Genomic DNA, 21,144 nt, shown 5'->3' on the forward strand with positions numbered 1-21,144 from the left:
TCCTTCGGACCGCCTTCCAGCGGACCCTCCGGGCTTCGTTCTTTCGTGTTTCCAGCTTATCAGACGTTTTCCGCTCCGTTTCCGGGGCTTCGTTCATCCAACTCGCCGGTGTCTTCCGGGGCTTGACGCCCTGTCCGACGTTTCAAACTCTAGCCGATCCGTACTCCGAAAAGCGAATCCGCCGCAATCCGATAAAACGAGCACGCCACATAAGCGCCAGGCCGCGACGCAGAAATGCGCACGCGACCCAGCCCGAACCTGGGAAGTGGTGTTTCAGAGGATTGGCCGCCCCGGGCCGTCCACGCTGATGCGCGTCCGGTGCTCCCTGTCGAGCGACTAGAGAACACTACCCCTGTCCGGCGCCGGAGGCAACCCGGTGCCGGGGACGGTCCGGGTGCAGAGGGCCCGGCCGGGCTTCACGTACTCGCCGTTGGGATGGTCGTTTCCGGTGACCCAACGACGGGCGGTGGCCTCGTCGCGGCCGCCGTCGCGGTGACGGCCGAGCAGACGCTCCTCGCGGACGGCGTCCTCGGTGTGGACGTACCAGAGTTCGCGCAGCAGGCGGCGGGCGTCCGGCCAGGGGGTGTCGGAGGAGGCGAGGTAGTTGCCCTCGGTGATGACGAGGCGGGTGTGCGGGCGGACCACGTGGCGGGCGGCGACCGGTTCGTCCAGGGTGCGGTCGAAGTCGGGGACGTAGATGTCCTGGAAGCGGTCGGCGGCGATGCGGCGCAGCAGGGCGACGTAGCCGTGGGCGTCGAAGGTGGCCGGGGCGCCCTTGCGGTGGGTCAGGCCGAGGCGGTCGAGCTGGGTGCCGGAGAGGTGGAAGCCGTCGAGCGGGACGTAGGCGGCGGTGCCGGGTCCTTCGACGCGCTCGACCTCGGCGACCAGGCGACGGGCCAGGGTGGACTTGCCGGCGCCGGGCGGGCCGGCAAGTCCGAGGATCGTGCGGGCGTTGCTGCCCGGGCCGCGGAGGAAGCCGAGGGCTAGGGCGGTGAGGCGGTCCTCGTTCATGGCCGCACCTTACTCACCGGGGTTCGAGCAGTGGGGCCTTCGGTCGCTCGGTGGTCAGCGCGGTCGTCCGGTGGTCAGAGCGGCCGCTCGGCCAGGGCGGGCAGGTCGAGGGTGAGGGTGCCGGCGTCGGCGTCGAGCAGGGCGGGGACGCCCAGCGGGACGGTGAGGGTGGACGGGCAGTGCCCGAAGCCCAGTTCCCAGAGCACCGGTATGCCGAGCCCGCCGAGCCGGTCGAGCATCACCTCGCGGACCCGCTCGGGCCGTCCGCAGCCCTCCCAGGAGCCGAGGGCGATGCCGGCCACGCCGTCGAGGGCGCCGGAGCGCAGGAACTGGGTGAGCAGGCGGTCCAGCTGGTACGGGTGCTCGTTCACGTCCTCGAGCACCAGGATGCTGCCGGCGTACGAGGGCCGGGCTGCGGGTGTGCCGCGTTCGGAGGCGAGGACGTGGGTGCATCCTCCGGCGGTGACGCCGTGGGCCCGGCCGGGGACGAGCGGCGCGGCGGTGGGCGAGGTGAGGACCGTGGTGGCGGCGGGGTCGAAGAGGGTGCGGCGCAGGTGCTCGGCGGTGGGACCGTCGGAGACGAAGGAGGCGCCGGCGGCCAGCGGGCCGTACAGGGTGGCGAGGCCGAGGCGCTGGGCGAAGGCCTCGTGCAGGGAGCTGACGTCGCTGAAGCCGATGAAGGGCTTGGGCGCGGCGGCGCGCATCGCCGTCCAGTCGAGCAGGTCGACCATGCGGTGCACACCGTAGCCACCGCGGGCGCAGATGACGGCGTCGACGGTGGGGTCGAGCCAGGCGTCCTGGAGGTCGGCGGCGCGGTCGGCGTCGGTGCCGGCGAGGTAGCCGAGGGTGGGGTGGGTGTCGAGGACGTGCGGGGCGACGGTGACGCGCAGGCCCCAGGAGCGGAGGATCGCGCAGCCGGCGGTGAGGCGTTCGGGTTCGATCGGGCCGCTGGTGGCGACGACGGCGATGTGGTCGCCGGGGCGCAGGTGCGGCGGGCGGGTCAGCCCCTGGCCGGGTGTGGTCGGGTGCTGGTCCATGGGCCGGGCCGCCTTTCGGGCGCGGGAGCGGGGGTACGGGCGGCCGCTGTGTGGTCGCGGCCGCCCGGTGACCATATGCCCCCGTGTCGACCGGCCGATGTCGCCGGGGTGAGGGCTCTTCAGATCACGGCGCCCATCACCTCCCGCACCTCCCTCAGGGTGGCCTCGGCGACGACGTTGGCGCGCTCGGCGCCGTCGCGCAGGACCTGCCGCAGGTGGCCGCGGTCGGCGGCGAGTTCGGCGCGGCGGGCGCGCAGCGGGCGGAGGTGCTCGTTGACGGATTCGGTGACGACGCGCTTGAGCACGGCGGCCCCGCCGTCGCCGATCTCCTCGGCGACGGCTTCGGGTGCGCGGTCCTGGCAGAGGGCGGCGAGCAGCACGAGGCCGGACACCTCGGGGCGGCCGACCGGGTCGTAGCCGATGCGGCGGTCGGCGTCCGTCCTGGCGCCGCGGATGATCCGGGCGGTCTCGTCCTCGTCTGCGCCGAGGGCGACGGCGTTGCCCCGGCTCTTGCTCATCTTTCCGCCGTCGGTGCCGAGCAGCATCGGGGCGTCGGAGAGCAGCGCCTGCGGGCGGGGGAAGACGGCGCTGCCGTCGGCGTGCGGGTAGCGCTCGTGGAAGCGGCGGGCGACGGTGCGGGCGACTTCGAGGTGGGGCAGCTGGTCCTGGCCGACGGGGACGAGGTCGGCCTTGCAGAAGAGGATGTCGGCGGCCTGGTGGACGGGATAGGTGAACATCAGCCCGTTGACGGCGGACTGGCGGGAGTGCGCGATCTCGTCCTTGACGGTGGGGTTGCGGTTCAGTTCGGCGACGCTGACCAGGCTGAGGAAGGGCAGCAGCAGCTGGTTGAGGGCGGGGACGGCGCTGTGCGCGAAGATCGTGGCCCGTTCGGGGTCGAGGCCGGCCGCGAGGTAGTCGAGGACGAGGTTCTCGGTGTGCTCGGCGAGCCGGTCGGCGATGTCGCGGTCGGTGATGACCTGGTAGTCGGCGACCACGACGAACATCCCGACGCCCTGGTCCTGCAGTCGGACGCGGTTGCGCAGGGTGCCGAAGTAGTGGCCGAGGTGGAGCGGGCCGGTCGGGCGGTCCCCGGTGAGGACGCGGTGGGCGGTCGGGTCGTCGACGAGCGCGGGCGCAGCCACGGCGGATCCGGCGGCGGAGGCAGCAGTGGTGCTGGTGGCGGCGGTGCTGGTGGCGGTTCCGGTGGCAGCGGCGATGGTCTCGGCGGTCACGGTTTCTCCTCGGTACGGCGGTGGTGGCGGCCGTCCGGGCGAGGGCCCGTCCCGCGGGAGAGCGGGGAAACGCGACAGGGCCGTCCATCCCGGACGGCCCTGGTCAGGCGAGTGCTGGTGGCCGTCCTAGGACGGCCACCAGCACAGGCCCACGAAGCGCTTCATGCGCCCAAGGGTAGCGTCAGTCCTCCACCACCAGCGCGGGGGTTTCCCTGCGCAGCGTCTCGCCGCGGAAGAACTCCGGCCGCACCAGGCCGTAGCAGGTCATCAGCGCGGCGCCGAGCAGCAGGATGCCGACGCCGATGACGAACACCGAGCCGATGCCGAGGACGGCACCGCTGCCGTAGTCGGGGGCCCAGGCGTCGGTGAGGGTCTGCAGGAAGACCGCGCTCAGCAGCACCCCGCCGAGGAGCGGGGCGATGCCCTTGAGCAGCAGGTCGCGCGGGCCGGTGCGCAGCGAGCGGCGGAAGTACCAAACGCAGGCGAAGGCGGTCAGCGCGTAGTAGAAGCAGATCATCAGGCCGAGCGCCAGGATGGTGTCCTGGACGACGTTCTCGCTGATCAGGCTCATGCCGACGTAGAACACGGCGGTGGCGATGCCGGCCGCGACGGTGGCGTAGCCGGGAGTGCGGAAGCGCGGGTGGACGGCGCCGAAGCGGGGCGGCACGGCGCGGTAGGCGCTCATCGCGAGCAGGGTCCGGGCGACCGGGATGAAGGTGGTCTGCAGGATGGCGGCGGCGCTGGCGACCACGGCCAGGAAGAGCAGGATGCTCCACGGCGAGCCGAGCACCGGACGGGCGAGCGCGGCGAAGACGTTGTCGGCGGTCTCCGGGTTGCCGAGGCCGTTGCCGGTGGTGCCGACGCCCGCGAACATCTGGGCGGCGATCGCGACCAGCAGGTACGAGCCGACCAGGGTGACCATGGAGATCATCGCCGCTCGGCCGGGGGTCTTGGCGCTGCCGAGGGTCTCCTCGTTCATGGTCAGGCAGGTGTCCCAGCCCCAGTACATGAAGATCGACAGTGACAGTCCGGCCGTGAACGCGCTGAACGAGCCGACCTGGAACGGGTCGAGCCAGGAGGGGGAGAAGCCGATCGAGTCGGGCAGGTCCCCCGCGGCGGCCTTGCCGATGGCGATCGCCGAGAAGAGCAGCAGCACGGCCAGCTGGAGGCCGACCAGACCGTACTGGAACCACTTGGTGGCGGTCATGCCCCGGTAGCTCATCGCGGTGGCACCGGCGATCAGCAGGACCACGGTGAGCAGGTGGACGGCCTTGTTCTGGTCGAGATCGGCGACCCAGCCGCTGCCGGTCATCTCGCCGAGCATCAGGTAGAGGAAGTCGGTCGCCACCCCGGCCAGGTTGGAGAGCACGATGATGGTCGCGACGGTCAGTCCCCAGCCGGCCATCCAGCCGACCCGGGGGCCGAAGGCCTTGACCGTCCAGGTGAAGGACGTTCCGCAGTCCGGGAAGTCCTTGTTCAGCTCCTTGTAGGCGAACGCGACGAGCAGCATCGGCAGGAAGCCCGCCAGGAACACGGCGGGCATCCGAACGCCGACCGCGGTGACGGTCGGGCCGAGCGTCGCGGTCAGGCAGTAGACCGGGGCGACGGTCGAGACGCCCAGCACCACGCTGCTCAGCAGGCCCACCGAGCCGCCCCGTAGGCCCTTGTCACCCGCTCCCCCGGCCGTCCCCTGGTCGGGGACTCCATCCATGGCACCACTGACCGGGGCACCCTGCGGAGCGCCGGGCGCCATTGCCCGGCCGCTGCTCGTGTGCTCTGAGAGCTGCTGATCAAACACCAGCGCACTCTAAGTGCGGACACGGAATGTTGAATAGACCAACTCTTGGTGATTTTATGCACGTACGATGACCTGACTTTTGCCTCCCCCCTCCGGATCTCCTTTCGGATCTCCCCCAGACCTCCCTCGGCGTCCACCCACGCACCGTCGGGCCCGGGAGTTGACCGGGGACCGTCGACGAGGGTCGGGGAAACGGGCCGGGACGCTCCGGTGGTGGAGCCCCGGCGGCGGTGCCACGGCGGTGCGGTCGGGCTCTTTCGGCGAGCTCCGCGGCGGTCCTGCGGTGGTCCTCCGGCGGTCTTGCGGTGATCTTCGCGGGCGTCTCCGGGACACCGCCGAAATCGGCACTTGGAGCTGGTCGCGCCGTGCGGGAGGATCGTCGGGACCGTCCCCCGAAGGGCCCGCCGATGACCTCGCTCCACCCCACCGCACCCGCCCCGTCCCTGCCCGGTCCTCCCGGGGAGAACGCCGGGGCCTCGTCCCCGCCCTCCGTACCCGGAGCGACCGTCACGGCCGTCGCGGCCGTCCCGGTGTGCTCGATCGCGGCCGTCGGCGAGGTCGGCACGACCGGGACGACCGGGGCAACCGGCACGACCAGCGCGACCGGCTCCGCCGGCGGGGTGGTCGGACCGGGCTCCGCCTGCCGCCCCGACTCGGTGCCCCGGCCGCGCAGCCGGGACGACGCGGACGCGTCTGTCCTTCCGGCGGTGGCCCCTGCGACGGACTCCTCCCCTGCCAACGGTGATCCGACCGCGGCCCGCCTGCGGTCGGCGTTCGCCGAGCGGCTGCGGGCCGCGCGCGCCCAGGGCCGTTCGGTCGCCGAGCTGGCGGCCGCGTGCCGTCGGCCGGTCGCGGAGGTGCAGGCGCTGCTCGGCGAGGCGACCGGGGACGGTGCGGATGCGCCGGCCGTCCTCGTCCCCGACGACGGCCGGGAGGCCGGGGCCGGAGTCGGAGCCGAGGCCGTGGACGGCACGGAGGTGGAGGTCGGGACCGGGACCGGGACCGGGAGAGGGGTCGAGGTCGGGTTCGTCCGGTTCCCCTCGGCCGCCGCGCCGCCGGAGGACGGTCCGTCCCCGTCGACACGGCGTCCGCCACGCGAAGAACTGCGGCCCCCGGGCTCCCGGCGGCCCTCGCCCTCGCGCCGACTGCGCCGGATGCACCCGCGGACCGCCCCGGACGGGCAGGAGGCGACCGCACGGGAGACGGCCGCGACCGCCCGGGCCGGGACGGATCTCCACGGGACCGCCGCGTGGACGGGTGAACTCGCCGAAGCGACGGGCACGATGGCGGCTCAGGTGCCGTTCGGCGCCGACACCACGACCGCGATCACCCCGGGCACCGGCACCTCACCCGCCGGGGCGCCGCGTGCCGAAGCACCGCACGCCGAGCCGCCGCTCGGCATCCTGATCGGTGGCAGCCCCGGCCAGCCCGGTTCCGTCGGCCGGCCCGAGGAACGGGTGCCGGTCCGGGTGCCGGCCGAGCCGATCCGGGTCGGGCGCGGCACCAGCCTGGTGGTGCTGCCCTCCTGGCGCCCCGCCATCGCCGTCTCGGTGTCCACCGAGCAGTTGCTCGCCGCGACCGGGCTCAGCTTCGCCCAGCTCCCCGGCAGTCGGCTGACGGTGCTGATGAACCCGAGCGCGCTGCACGACCGGGAGCTGGAACTGCACGGCTGGGAGCCCTGTCCGGCCGCCCGGGGTCGGCGCGGCGGGCAGCCGTAGCCGGTCCTGGTCGCTCCTGGCCCGGTTCGCGGGGCGCGTCCCGGGCCGGTGCCGGCGGTCGGCGGTCAGCAATCGGCGGCCAGTGGTCGGCGGTCAGTGGTCGGCGGTCAGTGGTCGGCGGTCAGTGGTCGGCGGCCAGTGGTCAGCGGACCCTCGGCGCGTTCGGGACGTACCCGAGGTCGACGGGCACCGGCGGCGGTCCGTCCGCGGCCCGACCGGGGCGGACGGCGTCCAGCAGCTCCGGAAGCCGGGGCGGCCAGAGCGCGTCGGCCTGCTCGTCGGCGAGGTCGGCCGGGGTCCACCAGCGCCATTCGAGGATCTGGTCGACGGCGTGCACCGCGCTGACGTCGCCGACCGGGCCGCGGTGCGGTCCGCCGGTGAGGTAGATGTGCTCGTGCTGGCGGACCGGGGTCCCGTGCCAGGTGAAGTCGTGTTCCCAGGTGCAGAGCAGCGGGCCGGGTTCGAGGTCGGTCCAGCCGGTCTCCTCCCACAGCTCGCGCCGCGCCCCCTCCCACGGGGTCTCGCCCCGCTCCAGACCGCCGCCCGGCATGGTCCAGTGGACGCCGACCTCCTCGTCGTCCGAACGGAGCAGGAACACCGAGCCGTTCCCGTCCAGGACCACCGTGCGGGCCGCCTGCCGGGGCACGCGTTCGCGGGGTCGCCGCAGCTTGCGCATCGGATTTCGCATCGGATCACTCTCGCAGCGGCCCCCCGGGGGCGTCGAGCGGATTCGCCCCTCCGATCCGGCGTTCGACGGTTCCGAGCCGCCCGGCGCGGGGCGGGACCGGCCCCTGCGCCGTACCCTGACGGCCATGCCCGCTCCCGCGATCATCCTCCCCGCCGATCCACTCGACCCGCGTCGGCCCGATCCGCACTTCGTCTGGGAGGCCAGGCTGCTGCGGGAGTCGGGCGGCGAGCACCACCTGGTGGACCACGACGCGTTGCTCGCCGGGCGGGCCGAGGAGGCGGTCCGGCGGGTGCCGCGGGGCAGCGGCCCGCTCTGGTACCGGGGTTGGATGCTCCCCTCCGCCCGGTACGCGGACTTCGCCGCCGCGCTCACCGCGCGCGGCGGCAACCTGCTGACCAGCGCGGCCGGTTACGCGACGGCGCACGAACTGCCTGGCTGGTACGGCGTGTTCGAGGGGGCGACGCCGGACAGTGCGTGGATCCCGTCCGACGGACTGGTGGTGCCGAAGCCGGAGGACCTGGCGGCGGCCGCGGCCCGGATCGGCGGGAGCGGCCCGGCGATCGTCAAGGACTACGTGAAGTCACGCAAGCACGAGTGGCACGAAGCCTGCTACGTACCCGAGTTGGCCGACCTGCCGGCCCTCGGCCGGGTGGTGGAGCGGTTCGTCGAACTGCAGGGCGAGTTCCTGGCCGGCGGGGTGGTGCTGCGGCGCTACGAGGAGTTCGAGCGGGCCGACGGCGGCGCGGAGGGTACCGGGGGCATCGGGGCCGGTGGAACCGACGGGAGCGGCACGGTCGGCGAGGACGGCGGGCCGGGTGCGGGCGGGCGGGCCGTGGAGGCCCGGGTGTGGTGGCTGGACGGCCGGCCGGTCCTGGTCGGACCGCACCCGGACGCCCCGCGCCGGAGCGTCCGGCCCGACCTCACCGACGTCCGGGCACTGGTCCGGACGCTCGGCTGCCGCTTCGTCACCACCGACCTCGCCAACCGGGCCGACGGCTCCGGCTGGCGGGTGGTCGAGGTCGGCGACGGACAGGTGAGCGGCCTCCCGCACGGGACCGACCCGTCGGGGCTGCTGACCTCGCTGATCACCGCCTGACGGCCGTCGCGGGACGGGCCGCCGGGCGGCTGCCGGACGGAAGGCCCCGGCGCCGGGCCGCTGCCGGCTGCCGGGCGGGCCGGCTACCCGGCGGCGACGGTCTCGACCGCCGGGTGACCGTCCGCGATGAACGCCTGCCAGAGCCGGGCGTACGTGCCGCCCAGGGCGAGCAGTTCGGTGTGGGTGCCGTCCTCGACCACCCGGCCGTGGTCCAGCACGATCACCCGGTCGGCGCGCTCGGCGGTGGTCAGGCGGTGGGCGATGACCAGGGTGGTGCGACCGCCGCTGAGCCGGTCCGCGGCGTGGTTGACCGCCGCCTCGGTGGCCAGGTCGAGCGCCGCGGTGGCCTCGTCGAGCAGCAGGACGTCCGGGTCGACCAGTTCGGCCCGGGCCAGCGCGATCAGCTGGCGCTGGCCCGCCGAGAGGTTCCGGCCGCGGCCGGCCACCTCGTGGTCGTAGCCGCCCGACAGCCGGACGATCATGTCGTGCGCGCCGACCGCCCGGGCCGCCGCCTCCACCTCGGCCGCCGAGGCGCCCGGTCGACCGTACGCGATCGCCTCGCGGACCGTGCCCGCGAACAGGTAGGCCTCCTGCGGCACCACGCCCAGGCGGTGGCGGTACTGCGCCAGGTCGTAGCGGGTGAGGTCGACCCCGTCCACCCGGACGGTGCCCTCGGTCGCGTCGTAGAACCGGGCCACCAGCTTCACCAGCGTCGACTTCCCGGCGCCGGTCTCACCGACCAGTGCCACCGTCTGCCCGGCCGGGATGTGCAGGTTCACGTCGGTCAGCACGGTCGGGGCACCGTCCACGCCGCCGTTGTAGGCGAAGCCGACCCCCTCGAAGTCGATCTCGCCGCGCAGCCTCTCGGGCACCGGGACCGGATCGGCCGCCGCGGCCGTGGTGGTCGGGGTGCGCAGCAGCTCGCGGATCCGGCCGAGGCCCACCGAGGCCTGCTGGTAGCCGTCGAAGACCTGGGACAGCTGGTTGACCGGCGCGAAGAACAGGTCGATGTACAGCAGGTACGCGACCAGCGCCCCGACCGTCAGCGTCCCGGCGTCGACCCGCGCGGCGCCGACGATCAGCACCAGCGCGGCGGCCACGCTGGAGAGGAACTGGACGAACGGGAAGTAGAGCGAGATGTACAGCTGCGCGCGGACCCGGGCGTCGCGGTAGGCCTCGCCGCGGGCCACGAAGCGGTCGGTGTTGGTGTCCAGACGGCGGAAGGCCTGGACGATCCGCATGCCGGCCACGTTCTCCTGCAGGTCGGCGTTGACGGTGCTGATCAGGTCGCGGGAGCGCTCGTACTGGTCCTTGGACTTCTTGCGGAACACCAGCGTGGCGATCACCAGCAGCGGCAGCACGGCGAACACCACCAGGGCCAGGCCGGCGTCGATGATCAGCAGGGCGGCGAAGATCCCGGCGAAGGTCAGCAGGCTGACCACGGCGGTGACCATGCCGGTTTGCAGGAAGGACGTCAGCGAGTCCAGGTCGGTGGTCATCCGGGTCATGATCCGCCCGGTCAGCTCGCGCTCGTAGTAGTCCAGGCCGAGCCGGTTGAGGTGGGCGAAGATCTTGAGCCGGAGCGTGTAGAGGACCCGCTCGCCGGTGCGTCCGCTGATCCGGTTCTCGGCGCCCTGCACCGCCCAGTCCAGCAGCACCACGACCAGCGCGGTGAGCGAGGCCACCGCGACGCCGGACATCAGGCCCTTGCGGACGCCCTCGTCGATGCCGTGCCGGATCAGCACCGGCAGGACCAGGCCGGCCGCCGCGTCCAGCGAGACCAGCAGGAGGGCGATCAGCAGCGGGACGCGGAAGGGGCGCAGCAGGCGGCTCAGCGTGAAGTCGGGGTCGCCGGCCTCGGCCTCGGCGCGCGGGACGGCCGGGGTGTCGGCGGCCGGCGGGAGGGCGGCGACCTTGGCCAGCAGGTCGGCGTCGGCGGTGCGGGCGGCCTTGGCCAGGGCGGCGGTGGGGAGGACGGGGGTGGGGAGGACGGGGGTCGACGGCTGCGGGGCGGCCGGGGCTGCCGGGTTGGCCGACGGTCCGGTCGGGGCTTCGGTCGGGGTTCCCGCCGGTGCCCCGGCCGGTGCTCCGGCGGGGGGCTCGGTCGGCGTCGCGGAGGCGGGGGGCTGGGTGGTGCGGCCCGCCTCGGGGTCGGTGATCAGGGCCCGGTACCGGAGACATCGGGCTTCGAGTTCCTCGTGGGTGCCGATGTCCAGCAGCCGGCCGTGGTCCAGGACGGCGATGCGGTCGGCGAGCTGCAGGGTCGAGCGGCGGTGGGCGATCAGCAGCGTGGTGCGGCCGGTCATCACCGAGCGCAGCGCGTCGTGGATCTCCGCCTCGACCTGCGGGTCCACCGCCGAGGTGGCGTCGTCCAGCAGCAGGATCCGGGGGTCGGTGAGGATCGCCCGGGCCAGGGCGATCCGCTGGCGCTGGCCGCCGGAGAGGGTCAGGCCCTGCTCGCCGACCTTGGTCTCGTAGCCGTCCGGGAGCGCGCGGACGAACTCGTCGGCCTGGGCGGCGCGTGCGGCGGCGACGATCTGCTCGTCCGTGGCGTCCGGGCGGCCGTAGGCGATGTTGGTGCGGACCGACTCGGAGAAGAGGAAGCTCTCCTCGGGGACGATGCCGACCGTGGCCCGGACCGAGTCCAGGGTGAGGTCGCGCAGGTCGTGGCCGTAGAGGCGGACGGTGCCGGCGGCCGGATCGTAGAAGCGGGGCACCAGCTGGGCCACCGTCGACTTGCCCGAGCCGGAGGCGCCGACCACGGCGAGGGTCTCGCCGGGGGCCAGCCTCAGGCTGAGGCCGTGCAGGACGGGGGCGGGGTGCTCGGGGTCGTAGCGGAACTCGACCCGGTCGAACTCCAGGGCGACGTCGGGGGTCCGGGGGCCGACGGTGGTGCCGTGCGGGGTGCCGGTCTGCGGGGTGCCGTGCGGGGTGCCGGTCTGCGGGGTGCCGTGCGGGGTGAAGTCCAGGGTGAGCGCGTCCGGGCGCTCCTGGACCAGCGGGCGCTCGTCGATCAGCTGCAGGACGCGTTCCACACCCGCCCGGGCCTGCTGGCCGACCGTGATGATCATGGTCAGCATCCGCACCGGGCCGGTCATCTGCGCGACGTAGGTCGAGAAAGCGACGAAGGTCCCGAGCGAGACCTGGCCTTCGACGGCCAGCCAGCCACCGAAGGCCAGAACGGCGACCTGGGCGAGGGCCGGAATCGCCTGCATCGCCGGGTTGTAGCGGGCGTTGAGCCGGATCGAACGCAGCCGGGCGGCGAACAGGTCGTGGGAGGCCTGCTCCAGCTTGTCCAGCTCCTGGGCCTCCTGGCCGAAGCCCTTGACCACGCGGACGCCGCCGATCGCACCGTCCACCACGCCCGCGACGGCGGCCGCCTCCTGCTGGGCGGCCCAGGTGGAGGGGAACAGGCGCTTGCGGCTGAACACGGAGACCCACCACAGCGCGGGCGCCATCACCAGGGCGACCAGGGTGAGCGGCGGGGACAGCCAGACCATCACGACCAGCGACATGACGAACATCAGCAGGTAGCCGGTCATCATCGGCACCATCGAGAGCAGGCCGTTGACCAGTTGGAGGTCGGAGGTCGCGCGCCCGACCACCTGGCCGGTGTCCAGGCGGTCCTGGCGGTGGCCGTCCAGTCGGCCGAGCGAGCGGAACAGGTCGCTGCGCAGGTCGTGCTGGACGTCCAGGGCGAGCCGGCCGCCGTAGTAGCGACGGACCTGGGTGCACCCGAAGACCACGACGGCGGCCAGCAGCAGCACCACCGCCCAGGGGGCCAGCGAGCGGGTGTGGGCGACGATGACGTCGTCGATGATCAGCTTGGTGACCAGCGGCACCAGTGCGGTGACGGCCATGCCGAGGAGCGAGGCGCCGAAGGCGAGCAGCAGGCTGCGGCGAGACCGCCAGCTGTAGCCGACCAAGCGGCGCAGCCAGCTGGCGGGCTCGGTGCGCCCGTCGGTGGCGTCCGCTCCGGCGGTGCGCTCATCGGTGCGGTCGACGGCGCGCTCGACGGCGGGGGCCTCCGGCGTCGTCGGGCCGGGGGCCGGTGGGCCGCTCGGGGATTGCTCCACCGTGGATCCGTGAGTCTCAGGCATATTTAGGGATGCTAACCATTTCGTCGGGTGGCCGCCACGGCGTTTCCGACCCCGGGTGGGTTCGGGGCGGGCCGGGGCAGCCCGGATCGTCCGGTCCGGCGGATTGGGCAACAGACTGCAGCCTGCGGAGATTCCCGCTCGAACATCCGCGCGACCCGTCGACCGCCGTTAGCCTCCAGGGTCGCCGACGATCCGCCGAACGCCCAGCGACCGGGGGTGGGCAGGCACCGTCCTTTGGGCCTAGGCCTCCGGGCGAGGCGAAGCGAAGCGTGCGCGAACGAGGGGCCCTGCGGGAACAGCGGGAACGGCGGGAACGGACGGACTCAGTCGGTCGCGGTCGCCGGGCCCGTGGTCGCCGGGATCATGGCCACCGGGCTCGCGACGGCCGCATCGGCAGCGGCGGCGAACGCGCCGTGGGCGAGGGCGTGCAGCAGGGCGGCCATGCCGTCGCGCTGCAGTCCGGAGCGCTCACCCGGCCCGGGGCGCTCGCCCTGACCGGAGCGCTCGCCCTGGCCGGGGTTCGAGCCGAGGCTGTGCGGGGTGGAGTTGATCAGGCCGAAGACGGCGTGCACGGCGGCCCGTGCCACCGGCTCGGCGGCGGGGTCGGCCAGCGCCGGGTAGGCCTGCCGGACCACGTCCACCCACAGCTCGACGTAACCGCGCTGGAGCCGGCGGACGGTGCGGCGGTCCTCCTCCTTGAGGTTCAGCAGCTCGCGGTCGTGCAGGGTGATCAGGTCGCGGTCGTCCAGGGCGAAGTCGACGTGGCCGCCGATCAGCGCGTCCAGCGCGGCGGCCGGACCGTCGCCGCCACCCGCCCGGCGGCGCCCCTCCTCCAGCAACCGCTCGCTGATGCCGATCAACAGATCGGCGAGCATCGCGTCCTTGCCGGCGAAGTGGCGGTAGAGCCCGGGGCCGCTGATCCCGACGGCCTTGCCGATCTCGTCCACGCCCACGCCCAGGAAGCCCCGGGCGGCGAACAGCCGCGCGGCCTCCCGGCGGATCTGGTCGCGGCGTGGGAGCGCGGAGGCTGCGGGGACGTTCGGCATGCCGCCCATCGTAGACAGTCGGGTTATCCGTCGTTAACCTGGGCGACGTAAGTTAACGTTAATTAACGTGGGACTCCATGGGCGCAGCACCTCCGGCGCCCACCTGGTGCCGAGGGCAAGGGAGCTCTTGGGAATGGTCATCTCAACCGCCGGCGTACCCACCGGCCTCCAGCTCAGCTCTGCGAACGGAACCGCGGCGGCGCCGACCGCCGTACCGCCCGGAGCCGCCGCACCGGCGCCCCGGCTCGGCACCTCGGTCGATCCGGGCTCCGCGGCCTACCGCGCCAACACCGAGGCGCACCGGGCGCTGGTCGCCGAGCTGCGCGCGAAGCTCGACGCGGCCGCCCTGGGCGGCGGTGCCAAGTCCCGTGCCCGGCACACCGCGCGCGGCAAGCTGCTCCCCCGCGACCGGGTGGACACCCTGCTCGACCCGGCCTCGCCCTTCCTCGAACTGGCCCCGCTGGCCGCCGACGGGATGTACGACGGCGCGGCGCCCGCGGCCGGGGTGATCGCCGGCATCGGCCGGGTCGCCGGACGCGAGGTGGTGGTGGTCGCCAACGACGCCACCGTCAAGGGCGGCACCTACTACCCGATGACGGTGAAGAAGCACCTGCGCGCCCAGGAGGTCGCGCTGGAGAACCGGCTGCCCTGCATCTACCTGGTGGATTCCGGCGGCGCCTTCCTCCCGATGCAGGACGAGGTCTTCCCCGACCGCGACCACTTCGGCCGGATCTTCTACAACCAGGCCAGGCTCTCGGCCGCGGGCGTCCCGCAGATCGCCGCCGTGCTCGGGTCCTGCACGGCCGGCGGTGCGTACGTCCCGGCGATGAGCGACCAGGCCGTGATCGTCCGCGACCAGGGCACGATCTTCCTGGGCGGGCCGCCGCTGGTGAAGGCCGCCACCGGCGAGGTGGTCACCGCCGAGGAGCTGGGCGGCGGCGAGCTGCACTCCCGCACCTCCGGCGTGACGGACCACCTGGCCGAGGACGACGCCCACGCGCTCTCCATCGTCCGCACGATCGTCTCCGGACTCGGCCCGCGCGCGGCCGGGCCCTGGCCGCTCGCCCCGGTCGAGCCGCCGGCCGTGGACCCGGCGGGCCTGTATGGGGCGGTCCCGGTCGACCCGCGCACGCCCTACGACGTGCGCGAGGTGATCGCCCGCCTGGTGGACGGCAGCCGCTTCGCCGAGTTCAAGGCCGAGTACGGCGCAACCCTGGTCACCGGCTTCGCCCGGATTCACGGCCACCCCGTCGGCATCGTCGCCAACAACGGCGTGCTGTTCTCCGAGTCGGCGCTCAAGGGCGCCCACTTCATCGAGTTGTGCGACCAGCGCGGCATCCCCCTCCTCTTCCTGCAGAACATCACCGGTTTCATGGTCGGTCGGCAGTACGAGGCGGGCGGCATCGCCAAGCACGGCGCCAAGATGGTCAACGCCGTCGCCTGCACCCGCGTCCCGAAGCTGACCGTGGTGATCGGCGGCTCGTACGGAGCCGGCAACTACTCGATGTGCGGCCGGGCCTACTCACCCCGCTTCCTGTGGATGTGGCCGAACGCCAAGATCTCCGTGATGGGCGGCGAGCAGGCCGCCTCCGTCCTCGCCACCGTCCGCCGCGACCAGCTGGAGGCGCACGGCGAGCAGTGGCCGACCGAGGCGGAGGAGGAGTTCAAGCGCCCCGTCCGCGAGCAGTACGAGCGCCAGGGCAACGCCTACTACGCCTCCGCCCGGCTCTGGGACGACGGCGTGATCGACCCGATGGACACCCGCACCGCCGTCGGCCTCGCGCTGACCGCCTGCGCCAACGCCCCGCTGGCACCGCCCGCCCCCTACGGCGTCTTCCGCATGTGACGCCCCGGCAGGGCACCCCCGCGTTCGTGACCCCTTCCCTTCCGGGGGTGACGTCCGCTTCCGGGGGTGGGGTCCGCGGCGCCGGTCCGACCACGGGCCGGCGCCCGACCGCCCACCGCCCGACCGCCCATCGCCACCTCCTTCGTACGGCTCCCCTCGACCCGGAGGAACGCCTCCCATGTTCGACACAGTTCTGGTCGCCAACCGCGGTGAGATCGCCCTCCGGGTGATCCGCACCCTGCGGCGGCTCGGTGTCCGCTCGGTCGCCGTGTTCAGCGACGCGGACGCCGACGCTCCGCACGTCCGCGCGGCGGACGTCGCGGTCCGGCTCGGCCCGGCCGACCGCAGCGACAGCTCGGCGGCCGAGACCTACCTGCGGACCGACCAGATCCTCGCCGCCGCCCGCCGCACCGGCGCCCAGGCCGTCCACCCCGGCTACGGCTTCCTCGCCGAGAACGCCGGCTTCGCCCGCGCCTGCGCCGACGCAGGCCTCGTCTTCATCGGACCACCTCCCGGTGCGGTCGAGCTGATGGGCGACAAGATCAACGCCAAGGAGGCCGTCCGGGCCGCCGGCGTCCCGGTGGTCCCCGGCAGCCAGGCCACCGCGCCGACCGACCAGGACCTCGTCGCCGCCGCCGACGAGATCGGTTACCCGGTGCTGCTCAAGCCGTCCGCCGGCGGCGGCGGCAAGGGCATGCGCCTCGTCCGGGACCGGGCCGACCTGCCCACCGAGATCGCCGCCGCCCGCCGCGTCGCCCGCACCGCCTTCGGCGACGACACCCTGTTGCTGGAGCGCTGGATCGACCGGCCGCGCCACATCGAGGTCCAGGTGCTGGCCGACGCCCACGGCACCACCGTCCACCTCGGCGAGCGCGAGTGCAGCCTGCAGCGCCGCCACCAGAAACTGATCGAAGAGGCTCCCTCCGTTCTCCTCAATGCCGAGACCCGCGATGCGATGGGCGCCGCGGCCGTCCGCGCCGCGGAGTCCTGCGGCTACACCGGGGCCGGCACCGTGGAGTTCATCGTCCCCGGCATCGACCCGGACGCCCCCGCCTCCGCCGCCGAGGGGGTGCGGGACTTCTTCTTCATGGAGATGAACACCCGTCTCCAGGTGGAACACCCCGTCACCGAACTGGCCGTCGCCGTCGGCGCCGACTCGACCCGGCTCGACCTGGTCGAGTGGCAGCTGCGCGTCGCCGCCGGCGAACCGCTCTCCTTCACCCAGCCCGACATCTCCTTCCTGGGCCACGCCATCGAGGCCCGCATCTGCGCCGAGGACCCGGAACGGGACTTCCTGCCCACCGGCGGCCGCATCCTCACCCTGGACGAGCCCCGGGGCGAGGGCATCCGCGTCGACTCCGGGGTCGCCCCCGGAACCGTCGTCACCAGCGCCTACGACCCCATGCTCGCCAAGGTCATCGCGTACGGGCCCGACCGCGCGACCGCGCTGCGCCGGCTCCGGGCCGCACTGGCCGACACCCGCATCCTGGGCGTCACCACCAACACCGGCTTCCTGCGCCGGCTCCTCGCACACCCCGAGGTCGCCGCCGGACGACTGGACACCGGCCTGGTGGAGCAGACCGCCCAGCAGCAGCCGGCCCTGCTCGCCGCGCCGTACTCCCCCGCCAACGCGACCGCCCCGGCCGCGACCACGGCGCCCGCCCACGCCGGGAACGGGACCGACGCCGTAGCGGCCGAACCGCCGTCGCCCGCCCACCTCCTCTACTACGCGGCCGCGCTGGCACGGCACCTGGAACTCACCCCGGCCGCCGCCCCCGGCGGCTGGACCGACCCGTTCTCCCTTCCCTCCGGCTGGCGCCTGAGCGGCACGCCCGCCTGGACCACCCACCGACTCCGGGCCCCCGGCCAGGAACCGGTCTCGGTGCGCGTCCGTCCGATCACTGCGGGCAACGTAGCCGATGCCACTGACAATCCGGCCGGACCCACCCTCGCGGTGGAACTCCGGCTCGGCGACGGACCGGTGCACCCCGCCCGCGCCGCCCTGGCCGGCGACCGGCTGCACCTGACCGTCGACGGCCTGCAGACCACGTTCTCGCTGGCCGGCGACGCCGCCCCCGGCCCCGCCGCCGGCCCGGTGACCTGGCTCGGCATCGAGGGCGACGCCTGGCCGCTGCACGCCCACGACCCGGCCGCCGAGCGGGCCGCCGGGGCGGCCGCGCACCACGGCGCGCTGACCGCCCCGATGCCCGGCACCGTCACCGTCGTCAAGACCACGGCGGGCGAGACGGTCCGCAAGGGCCAGCCCCTGCTCGTCCTGGAGGCCATGAAGATGGAACACGTGATCGCCGCACCGCACGACGGCGTGGTGGCCGAACTGCGGGCCACCGCCGGCGCCACCGTCGCGATGGAGGACCTGCTGGTCGTGGTCGCCCCGGTCGAGGAGGCCGCGGCCGACGGGGACACCGAGAGCGTGGAGGGCGCCGAGCCCGCGCAGAACGCCGAGCCCGCGGAGGTGCGGTCGTGACCGCCCCGGCGCACGAGCCCGACGCCCTCGACCTGGGCCTGCCCGACCCGGTCCGCGCCCCCGGCCTGCCCGAGGAGGTCCGGATCCACGAGGTCGGTCCGCGCGACGGCCTGCAGAACGAGGGCGCCCTGGTGCCGGTCGAGGTGAAGGCCGAGTTCATCGCCCGGCTCGCGGCGGCCGGCCTGCGCACCGTCGAGGCCACCAGCTTCGTCCACCCGAAATGGGTACCGCAGCTGGCCGACGCCGAGGAGCTGATGCCCCGGCTCGCCGACCTGCCGACCCGCCACCCGGGCCTGCGGCTGCCGGTCCTGGTGCCCAACGAGCGCGGCCTGGACCGCGCGCTCGCCCACCGCGCCGACCACATCGCGGTGTTCGCCAGCGCCACCGAGACCTTCGCCCGCCGCAACCTCAACCGCTCGGCGGACGAGGCCATGGCGATGTTCCGCCCGGTCGTGACCCGGGCCGCCGAGGCCGGGGCCACGGTCCGCGGCTACCTCTCGATGTGCTTCGGCGACCCGTGGGAGGGGCCCGTCCCGGTCGCTCAGGTGGTCCGCCACGGCGTGCAGTTGCTGGAGATGGGCTGCTCGGAACTGAGCCTCGGCGACACCATCGGCGTGGCCACCCCGGGCCAGGTCGGCGCCCTGCTGACGGGCTTCGCCCGGGCCGGGGTGCCGGCCGACCGGATCGCCGTGCACTTCCACGACACCTACGGCCAGGCGCTGAGCAACACCCTGGCGGCGCTGCGCGAGGGCGTCACCACGGTGGACTCCTCTGCGGGCGGTCTGGGCGGCTGCCCGTACGCCAAGAGCGCCACCGGCAACCTGGCCACCGAGGACCTGGTCTGGATGCTGCACGGGCTCGGCGTCCGCACCGGCGTGGACCTGCGCGCCCTGGTCGCCACCAGCGGCTGGATGGCCGAGCGCCTCGGCCGCCCGAGCCCCTCCCGCACCGTCCAGGCGCTGCTCGGCACCGCCCGGGGCTGACCCGCCCCGCACCCGCTCCGGCGCCGGCCGCGTCCCGTGCGGTCCGGCCTGCGCCACGCACCGCGGTCATCCCGCACCGCTCGTCCCCCCAACCACACCGCGCGACCAACGGACCGTCAGACGGACGCCGGTCCGTCCCGCTCACGCCCGCGGCCACCCGGCCGGGTCTCAGGAGGTTCACCGTGTTCGACCACCGACTCAGCAGCGAGTACGAGGAACTGCGGCGCACCGTCGCCGAGTTCGCCCGGGACGTGGTGGCGCCGAAGATCGGCGGGTTCTACGAGCGGGAGGAGTTCCCCTACGAGATCGTCCGCGAGATGGGACGGATGGGGCTCTTCGGCCTGCCCTTCTCGGAGGAGTACGGCGGCATGGGCGGTGACTACTTCGCCCTCGGCCTGGTCCTGGAGGAGCTCGCCCGCGTCGACTCCTCGGTCGCGATCACGCTGGAGGCCGCCGTCTCACTCGGCGCGATGCCGATCTACCGCTTCGGCACGGAGGAGCAGAAGCGCACCTGGCTGCCCCGGCTGACCTCGGGCGAACTCCTCGGCGCCTTCGGCCTCACCGAGCCGGAGGGCGGCTCGGACGCCGGGGCCACCCGCACCACCGCGCGGTACGACGAGACCACCGACGAGTGGGTCATCAACGGCACCAAGTGCTTCATCACCAACTCCGGCACCGACATCACCGGTCTGGTCACCGTCACCGCACTCACCGAACCGATCGCTCGTTCGAGTGAAGAAGGCGAATTCCGCTCGCCCACGCGGGAGATCTCCTCCATCATCGTGCCCACCGGGACCCCGGGGTTCCAGGTCTCGAAGAAGTACTCGAAGGTCGGGTGGAACGCATCCGACACCCGCGAACTGTCCTTTACCGACTGCCGCGTTCCCGCGGCCAACCTGCTGGGCGAGCGTGGCCGAGGCTACGCCCAGTTCCTGCGGATCCTCGACGAGGGCCGCATCGCGATCGCGGCCCTGGCCACCGGCCTGGCCCAGGGCTGTGTCGACGAGTCCGTGAAGTACTCCGGCGAGCGCCGGGCCTTCGGCCGACCGATCGGCGCCAACCAAGCCATCCAGTTCAAGCTTGCCGACATGGAGCTGCGCGCCCACACCTCCCGCCTGGCCTGGCGGGACGCCGCTTCCCGGATGCTGCAGGGTGAACCGTTCAAGAAGGAGGCCGCGATCGCGAAGCTGTACTCGTCCGAGGCTGCCGTCGACAACGCCCGCGAGGCGACCCAGATCCACGGCGGGTACGGCTTCATGAACGAATTCCCGGTCGCCCGCTTCTGGCGCGACAGCAAGATCCTGGAAATCGGGGAGGGCACGTCCGAGGTCCAGCGCATGCTCATCGCCCGGGAGCTCGGCGTCACTTCGTGACCGTCACGGGCCCGGCGGTCTCGTCCTGAGCCGAGCCCGCCGGGTCAACTCCCCGCTCCCGCACGCCGTTTCGAGGAGCGGGCCACGACGGACACGGAGGAGGCAGCAGGAGAAGGCGTCCGAACGAACCCTCAGGGGATCACGATCACCGGGCGGTTGGCCCGCCGCGCCAGCCGTCCGGAGACCGAGCCGAAGATCTTGCCGAGCAGGCCGTGCGTCGTGCCGACGACGATCGCGTCGGCGGCGTACTCGCGGCCGACCTCCTCGATCTCGTGGCAGATGTCGCCGCCGCGCTCGACCAGGACCCACGGCACCCCGGCGAGGAAGTCCGCGCAGGCGAGCTCCAGGCCGAGGACCTCGGTCCGGTGGTCCGGGAGGTCGACGAAGACGGGCGGTTCGCAGCCGGCCCAGACCGTGGCGGGCAAGCGGTTGGCGACGTGCACGATCACCAGGCCGCACTGCGAACGGCGCGCCATGCCGACCGCGTAGGCGAGGGCGCGCTCGCTCGACAGCGAGCCGTCGAAGCCGACCACCACCCCGTGCTGGAAGGTCGGGTCGAGGGACGGCGCGGGGGCGTCCTGCGCCGGCGGCTCGGTGTGGCCGTCGAACGCGTGGGCCGCGCCCGAGGCCGCCTCCGGGCGCTCGGCGCCCGGGCCCAGGCGGCCCGTCACCGGAGGCCCCGCAGGGCCGACCGGGGGCTCGCCGCGGCGCGGGCGGGGCTCTGGGCGGTC

At 73.8% G+C, this 21,144-nt stretch carries 14 protein-coding genes; 6 read left to right on the forward strand and 8 right to left on the reverse strand.

All coding sequences use genetic code 11. The features are described from left to right. Window positions 1-336 precede the first annotated feature (336 nt). From AB0Q99_RS12710 to AB0Q99_RS12725, 4 genes are all read right to left on the reverse strand, one after another. The gene (locus tag AB0Q99_RS12710) at window positions 337-1,011 is read right to left on the reverse strand and encodes a nucleoside/nucleotide kinase family protein (protein ID WP_363570887.1); all 675 of its coding nucleotides are present in this window, start codon (window positions 1,009-1,011) and stop codon (window positions 337-339) included. A gap of 74 nt (window positions 1,012-1,085) precedes the next feature. Then, on the reverse strand, window positions 1,086-2,048 hold the full coding sequence (locus tag AB0Q99_RS12715) for an LD-carboxypeptidase (protein ID WP_363570889.1): 963 nt from the start codon (window positions 2,046-2,048) through the stop codon (window positions 1,086-1,088). A gap of 119 nt (window positions 2,049-2,167) precedes the next feature. Further along, entirely contained in the window at window positions 2,168-3,190 is a 1,023-nt protein-coding gene (trpS, locus tag AB0Q99_RS12720; RefSeq protein WP_363571259.1) for a tryptophan--tRNA ligase, read from the reverse strand. A 271-nt stretch (window positions 3,191-3,461) separates the two neighbouring features. Continuing rightward, window positions 3,462-4,991 (reverse strand): APC family permease, encoded by a 1,530-nt coding sequence (locus tag AB0Q99_RS12725; protein ID WP_363570891.1) that lies wholly within the window; start codon window positions 4,989-4,991, stop codon window positions 3,462-3,464. Window positions 4,992-5,485: 494 nt separating this feature from the next. On the opposite strand from AB0Q99_RS12725, the gene AB0Q99_RS12730 reads away from it, so the two are divergent. Further along, complete coding sequence (locus AB0Q99_RS12730) at window positions 5,486-6,796, forward strand: hypothetical protein (RefSeq protein WP_363570892.1); 1,311 nt, start codon at window positions 5,486-5,488, stop codon at window positions 6,794-6,796. A gap of 142 nt (window positions 6,797-6,938) precedes the next feature. On the opposite strand, the gene AB0Q99_RS12735 is transcribed toward AB0Q99_RS12730, so the two are convergent. Further along, a complete protein-coding gene (locus tag AB0Q99_RS12735; RefSeq protein WP_363570894.1) occupies window positions 6,939-7,484 on the reverse strand; it encodes an NUDIX domain-containing protein in 546 nt (181 codons plus the stop codon). 124 nt (window positions 7,485-7,608) lie between these two features. Between AB0Q99_RS12735 and AB0Q99_RS12740 the strand changes: the two genes are divergently transcribed. Continuing rightward, window positions 7,609-8,580 (forward strand): ATP-grasp domain-containing protein, encoded by a 972-nt coding sequence (locus AB0Q99_RS12740; protein WP_363570896.1) that lies wholly within the window; start codon window positions 7,609-7,611, stop codon window positions 8,578-8,580. 83 nt (window positions 8,581-8,663) lie between these two features. Here the strand turns inward: AB0Q99_RS12740 and AB0Q99_RS12745 are convergent, their stop codons facing one another. Next, complete coding sequence (locus AB0Q99_RS12745; RefSeq protein ID WP_363570898.1) at window positions 8,664-12,680, reverse strand: ABC transporter ATP-binding protein; 4,017 nt, start codon at window positions 12,678-12,680, stop codon at window positions 8,664-8,666. A 323-nt stretch (window positions 12,681-13,003) separates the two neighbouring features. Continuing rightward, window positions 13,004-13,726 (reverse strand): TetR/AcrR family transcriptional regulator, encoded by a 723-nt coding sequence (locus tag AB0Q99_RS12750; protein WP_363570900.1) that lies wholly within the window; start codon window positions 13,724-13,726, stop codon window positions 13,004-13,006. A 133-nt stretch (window positions 13,727-13,859) separates the two neighbouring features. Here AB0Q99_RS12750 and AB0Q99_RS12755 point away from each other — a divergent pair, with 133 nt between their 5' ends. From AB0Q99_RS12755 to AB0Q99_RS12770, 4 genes are all read left to right on the forward strand, one after another. After that, window positions 13,860-15,572 carry a carboxyl transferase domain-containing protein gene (locus AB0Q99_RS12755; protein WP_363570902.1) on the forward strand — a complete coding sequence of 571 codons (1,713 nt, stop codon included), beginning with the start codon at window positions 13,860-13,862 and terminating at the stop codon, window positions 15,570-15,572. Window positions 15,573-15,750: 178 nt separating this feature from the next. Next, a complete protein-coding gene (locus AB0Q99_RS12760; RefSeq protein ID WP_363570904.1) occupies window positions 15,751-18,057 on the forward strand; it encodes a biotin carboxylase N-terminal domain-containing protein in 2,307 nt (768 codons plus the stop codon). 32 nt (window positions 18,058-18,089) lie between these two features. Beyond that, complete coding sequence (locus tag AB0Q99_RS12765) at window positions 18,090-19,040, forward strand: hydroxymethylglutaryl-CoA lyase (RefSeq protein ID WP_363571261.1); 951 nt, start codon at window positions 18,090-18,092, stop codon at window positions 19,038-19,040. A gap of 182 nt (window positions 19,041-19,222) precedes the next feature. Continuing rightward, window positions 19,223-20,413, forward strand: coding sequence for an acyl-CoA dehydrogenase family protein (locus AB0Q99_RS12770; RefSeq protein ID WP_363570906.1), 1,191 nt, complete (start codon window positions 19,223-19,225; stop codon window positions 20,411-20,413). A 131-nt stretch (window positions 20,414-20,544) separates the two neighbouring features. Here AB0Q99_RS12770 and AB0Q99_RS12775 read toward each other — a convergent pair whose 3' ends face one another. Continuing rightward, window positions 20,545-21,084 (reverse strand): universal stress protein, encoded by a 540-nt coding sequence (locus AB0Q99_RS12775; protein WP_363570908.1) that lies wholly within the window; start codon window positions 21,082-21,084, stop codon window positions 20,545-20,547. Window positions 21,085-21,144: the final 60 nt, after the last annotated feature.

The organism is Kitasatospora sp. NPDC086791, assembly GCF_040685975.1.
Classification (GTDB): domain Bacteria; phylum Actinomycetota; class Actinomycetes; order Streptomycetales; family Streptomycetaceae; genus Kitasatospora.